We start from the raw sequence: 5,943 nt of genomic DNA, 5'->3' as shown, positions 1-5,943 counted from the left end.
TCAACCGGCAGCGGCGCACCGCGGACACGGCGCTGGTCACGTTCGGCGACTCCATCACCGATGGCTCGAACACCCAGGTGGACGCCGATCACCGCTGGCCCGATCTGCTCGCCGCGCGGCTGCGCGCGGACCGGCGGCTCGCCGGCACCGGCGTCCTGAACGCGGGCATCGGCGGGAACCGCCTGCTGCGCGACCCGAACCCGCCCGCGGGCTCGCCCGCCGAGTCCTACGCCGCGTACTTCGGTGAGAGCGGCCTCAAGCGGTTCGACAGGGACGTGCTGGGCCAGCCGGGGGCACGGACCGTCGTGGTGCTGCTCGGCGTGAACGACCTGGGCCACCCGGGCACCACCGCCCCGGCGTCGGAAGAGGTGTCGGCGTCCGAACTCATTGCGGGATACCGGCAGTTGATCCGTCGCGCGCACGCCAAGGGGCTCACCGCGCTCGGTGCGACGATCCTGCCCTTCGAGGGCGACACCCTCGGCTTCTACACCCCCGAGCGGGAGGCGGTGCGGCAGGCCGTGAACCAATGGATCCGCACCGGCGGCGCCTACGACGGGGTCGTCGACTTCGACGCGGCGGTGCGCGATCCGGGCCACCCCGGGCGACTGCTCGCCGCGTACAACAGCGGTGACGGACTGCACCCGAACGACGCGGGGATGGCCGCGATGGCCCAGGCGTTCCCGCTGCACCTGCTGAAGGGATGAGCGCCCTGCGCGCCGGCGCCCACAGCGCCGGCGCGCAGCGGCTCACTTGCGCACAAACACCGCGACCGTGCGGGCCGGCACTACGAAGGTGCCCGAACCCGCCTTGTACGAAGCCGACTTGACGACGCCGTCCGCGCCGCCGGCCTGCGTCGGGTGCAGCCGGAACCCGGCCCCGGCGAGGGCCGCGACGGTCTGCTCCTGCCGCTGCGGCGTCGCGTTCAGGACGACCACGAGGTCCCCCACCCGCATCGTGACGACGCCCGGCGTCTCGTCCTTGCCGGAGAGCGGGAACGAGAGCTCCTTTTGCACCTGCGCGGCCGTGGACAGGTGGAAGGCGGGTTCGGCGGCGCGGATCCTCAGGAGGTCCTGGTACGCGGCGGACGTGCCCTCGACGGCGGCGCAGCACGGCACCGGGACCGACGTCAACAGTGGCTTCGCATAGGGCCACTTGGGCTGGTTGTCGGCCGCCGGGGGCAGTCCGCGCCCGAAGCCGTTGCCGTCCCGGCAGTCCCAGCGGATCGCGTTGAACCAGTCGCCGCTGTCGAACGAGTTGCGGTCCAGCGACTTGGACCGCAGCAGGTCGCTGCCGGCCTGGGACAGGGCAGGGCCCTGGGAGAGCGCGGCCGTGGCCATCGCGAGGACCTGCATGCGCGAGCGGTCCGCCGTGCTCGTCGCCGCGGGCAGCTTGTACGTCAGCGCGTCGTACAGGGACTCGTTGTCGTGCGCGTCCGCGTAGGCGAGCGCGTCGCCGGGGGCGGCGGCGTACCCGGCGGGCGCGCCGTTGTAGTCGACCTCGGATCCCTTTACCTGCTTGCCGGCGGAGTCCGTGAACTCGTAGGCGGACAGGTTCCCCGACAGGCCCACCTTGAGGAGGTCCTGGTAGTGCAGCAGGCGGGCCTTCTGTTCGGCCGGGGTGCCGTTCGCCGTCGAGGAGTTGGGGTCGGTGTAGAGGCCGGAGGCGAAGCCCTGGACGCCCGGGTCCTCGTCGAAGGGGCTGCCGCCGCGCACGGCGTCACGCGCACGGTCGGAGAAGGTGGCGATGCCGGTGCCCGCCATGTTCTTCTGGGTGGCCTGTACGAAGCGGGCGTCGTCGGCGACCTCGCCGAAGTTCCAGCCCTCTCCGTACAGGATGATCTTCTTTCCGTCGACGCCGTCCCGCGCGGGCGTGAGCGCGTCGAGGGCCTTGCGGACGGCGAGGATGTTCGCCTTCGGGTGGTGGCCCATCAGGTCGAAGCGGAAGCCGTCGACCTTGTACTGCTTGGCCCAGGTGACGACGGAGTCGACGACGAGCTTGCCCATCATGGTGTTCTCGGGTGCCGTGCCGGCACAGCACGTCGAGTTCGCGACCGTGCCGTCGGCCAGGAGCCGCTGGTAGTAGCCGGGCACGATCCGGTCGAGCACGGACGTCCTGTCCTGGCCGGCGGCCGCGGTGTGGTTGTAGACGACGTCCATGACGACGCCGAGGCCGTCGTCGTTGAGGGCCTTGACCATCTGCCGGAACTCGACGGTGCGCCGGGGGCCGTCGGGGTCGGAGGCGTACGAACCTTCGGGGACGGTGTAGTGGTAGGGGTCGTAGCCCCAGTTGTACGCGTCCTTGGCTGCCGTCTTCGTCACGCACTGCTGCTGCCGGTCGCTGTCCGCGGCGTAGGAGCTCAAGTCACAGCCCGGAACGGCCTGTTCGGCCTTCCTCTCCTCGATGGTGGCGATGTCGAAGGCCGGCAGGAGGTGGACGTACGAGGTGCCGGAGGCGGCCAGTTCGCGCAGGTGCCGCGACCCGTCGCTGTTCTTGTCGGTGAAGGCGCGGTAGGTGCCGCGGTCCTTCTCGGGCGTCGTGCCGTCCGCCACCGAGAAGTCACGGATGTGGAGTTCCTGGATCTGCGCGTCCTTCATCGCGACGGCCTTCGGCTTGCGCAGGGTCGACCAGCCCTTCGGGGCGAGCGACCTGTCGCCCAGGTCGACGACGAGACTGCGCTCCGAGTTCGCGGTGAGGGCCACCGAGTAGGGGTCGGTGACCTCGTTCGTGACCAGCTTCTGCACGGAGGGCGCCCACACGCGCACGGCGTAGCGGTACTCCTTGCCGCGCCAGGACGAGGCCGGCCCCGTCACGGACCAGACGCCGCTCGCGGCGTCGCGGCGCATCGGCACCTTCTTGCCGCCCAGTTCGAGGCGTACGTCCCGTGCGCTCGGCGCCCACACCGACAGCGTGACCTCCTTGCCCTGGAACACCGGCCCCAGAGCGGCCTTCTCGGCGGCGTCCCCGTACAGGTCGTCGAGTGCGCCGGGGACCTGGACGCCGGTGGCCGCGAGCAGGGCGCCGTTGGCCGCGCGCTGGGTGGCGAGGAGTTGTCCGCGCAGGGCGTCGCGTATCCGGTCGCGGTCACGGGCGTCGACGGTGAAGGCGGGATAGTCCTTGAGGTGCGGGTACTTGGCCTTCTGCGCGTCGGTCAGCGTCCCGGGGGCCAGCCGCAGCCAGTGCCCCTCGCTGCTCAGGGCCCCGTCCTCGACGGTGATGCCGCCCTCCGGGGCGTAGACGAGCTGCTGGCTCGTGGCGGCGGTGGCCGTCACCTTCCACACGACGGTGTCGGCGTCGATCCACTGCGCCTGCGCCTTGGTGAGGTCCAGGTCGGCGCCCGCGCCCACGGACGGCAGGAGGTAGGTGGGGTCCCCGGAGTTCAGCCACACTTCCTTGCCGTACGTGGCGAAGTCGAGGGAGCGGTCGGTGGCGATGTCCTTCTCGTCGCCCTTGTGCACGAGGTAGCTCAGGGACGTCGCGCCGTCGGCGAGCGGCACCTCGAACGTCAGGCCGTAGGCGTCCTTGCCGGTCGGCTGGAGCGGCTTCGTCCAGTCGGTCGGGTGTTCGGCGCCGGTCCAGGTGTGCAGGCCCCAGCCGGTGTAGTCGCCGTCGTCGCGGTGCAGGTGGACGACGGCCTTCTTCTCGTCCTGCGGCGGGTAGACCCCGTCGGGGCGCGTCGTCGCCTGCCCGTCCTTGCCTTGTGCCACCCACACCTCGCCGGTCCTCGCCAGGTCGACGGTGCGCTGCGGCCCGTCGGCGCCGGTGCCGGACTTCTCGACGGTGTACGTCAGGGCGCTCGCGCCGTCCGGCACCTTCACCCAGGCGAACGCGCCGTAGGCGTCGCGCCCGCTGAACTGTTCCGTGTGCCCTCCGGACGTGAGGGTCCAGTCGGTGTAGTCGCCGTCCGCGCGCTGGTAGTGCACGACGGCATAGTCGCGGTCGACGGCGGCAGGCTTGCCGGGCGCGGGCGGCTGCCCCGCGGTCGAGTCGGCGCGGGCGCTCGCGGTGCGTCCAGCACGGTCCACCACAACTGCTTTGTACCGCAGGGGCGTTCCGGCCGACACCGTGTCCGGGAGGTGCTGGGTGATCCGGTACGGGGCGTGGTCGACGGAGCCGAGGGTGCGCCACTTCCCGGTGCCGGTCTGGGCGGCGAAGACGACACGGGCCGACGCGGTGGCTCCCGGGTCCGCGGTCAGGGTGACCGTGCCGGTGGCCCCGGCGTCCGGGGCCGTCAGCGACAGCGTGGGCCGTGCGGTCGGCGCGGGCAGTGCGCGTGCGGCGCGCAGGACGAGGGACGACAGCGCCGGGACGGTGACCTCCACGCGGCCGTCGACGGCCGCGACGGATCGCGAACCGCCGTACAGCGTACGGAACTCGGCGGACTCGACGGGCAGTTGGACCGTCTTGGCCTCGGTCGCATTGTTGACCGCCACGACGTACTCACGGTCGTCTCCGGTACGCGAGAACGCGTACACCGAGTCCTTGGCGTACAGCTCCTTCTGCGCGCCGTCGGCGAGGGCGGGGTTGTTCTTGCGGAGTTGTGAGAGCGCGGCGATCGTCCGGAACAGGGGGTGTGCGGTGTCGTACGCGTCGTCGGCGTGGGTGCGGTCGGTGCCGAGTTCGTCGTCGTCGAGGTAGTCGGCGACCTTCGAGCCGAACATCGTCTGCCGGGCGTCCTTGTCGCCGCCCGCCCCCGTGAAGCCCTGTTCGTCGCCGTAGTAGACGACGGGGTTGCCGCGCGCCAGGAACATCACCTCGTGGGCGAGGCGGTCGCGTCGGACGAGTTCGGTGTCGTCGGCCTGTGGGTTGTCGGCCTTGAGGAAGGTGCCGATGCGCCCCATGTCGTGATTGCCGAGGAACGTCACCTGCTCATAGGCGTTCGCCTTGTCCGTCGCGTACTTGTAGTCGTCGGCGAAGACCTTGGCGAGCCGGTCGGCGGAGGCACCCTGCGAGGCGTAGGCGCGGGCCGCGTCCTGGAACGGGAAGTCGAGCGTCGCGTCGAGGCGGCCCTGGGTGACGTACGGGGAGGTGACGTCCGTGTCGGCGGAGTACACCTCGCCGAACATGAAGAAGTCCTTGCGGCCGTGCGCGGCCGCGTACTTGTCGAGGGCGGTGGCCCACTGGGTCCAGAACGCCATGTCGACGTGCTTGGCCGTGTCGATGCGGAAGCCGTCGACGGCGAAGTCCCGCACCCACTTCTCGTAGATGTCCTCCATGCCCCTGACGACCTCGGGACGCTCGGTCCACAGGTCGTCGAGGCCGGAGAAGTCCCCGTACGTGGTCGACTCGCCCTCCCAGGTGGAGTCGCCGCGGTTGTGGTACATCGTCGGGTCGTTCAGCCAGGACGGGACCTTCTCGCCCGTGTTCCGCGGCGTGTACGGGAAGGACTCCGCGTCGACCTTCGCCACACCCTCGGCGTCGTCGAAGGGGCGGCCTCGCGTGTCGAGGTACGGGTAGGCGCCCTTGGGACGGTACGTGTACGTCTTCTCGGTGTAGTCGACGGTGTCGGCGGTGTGGTTCGTGATGACGTCGAAGAAGACCTTCATGCCCTTGGCGTGGGCCTTGGATATCAGGCTCTTCAGGTCGGCGTTCGTGCCGAAGTGCGGATCGACCTGGGTGAAGTCGGTGATCCAGTAGCCGTGGTAGCCGGCCGAGGCGTCCTTGCCCTCGCCCTGCACGGGCTTGTTCTTGAACAGCGGCGCCAGCCAGATCGCGGTGGTGCCGAGGTCCTTGATGTAGTCGAGGCGACGGGCGAGGCCCTTGAGGTCTCCGCCCTGGTAGAAGCCCTTGTCCGTGGGGTCGTAGCCGGTGGCCGTGCGCGAGCCGGTCAGCCCGCCCCTGTCGTTGCCGGCGCTGCCGTTCGCGAAGCGGTCCGGCAGGACGAAGTAGTACTGCTCGCGGGTCAGGTCGTGCCGGGCGGGTTCGGCGGCCAGCCGCGCGTCCGAG

Annotated in this window: 2 protein-coding genes; one reads left to right on the top strand and one right to left on the bottom strand. The window is 70.8% G+C overall.

The annotated features are described in order from the left end of the window. Positions 1-704, top strand: a 704-nt coding sequence (locus tag G3I40_RS09165) for an SGNH/GDSL hydrolase family protein (protein WP_164301664.1), incomplete at its 5' end; no start/stop codon positions are given. Positions 705-746: 42 nt separating this feature from the next. Here G3I40_RS09165 and pulA read toward each other — a convergent pair. Then, a partial coding sequence (gene pulA / locus G3I40_RS09160) for a pullulanase-type alpha-1,6-glucosidase (protein WP_164301663.1) occupies positions 747-5,943 on the bottom strand: 5,197 nt, incomplete at its 5' end.

This window comes from Streptomyces sp. SID14478 (assembly GCF_010548525.1).
GTDB lineage: Bacteria > Actinomycetota > Actinomycetes > Streptomycetales > Streptomycetaceae > Streptomyces.
This window is presented reverse-complemented; position numbering and strand designations above follow the sequence as displayed.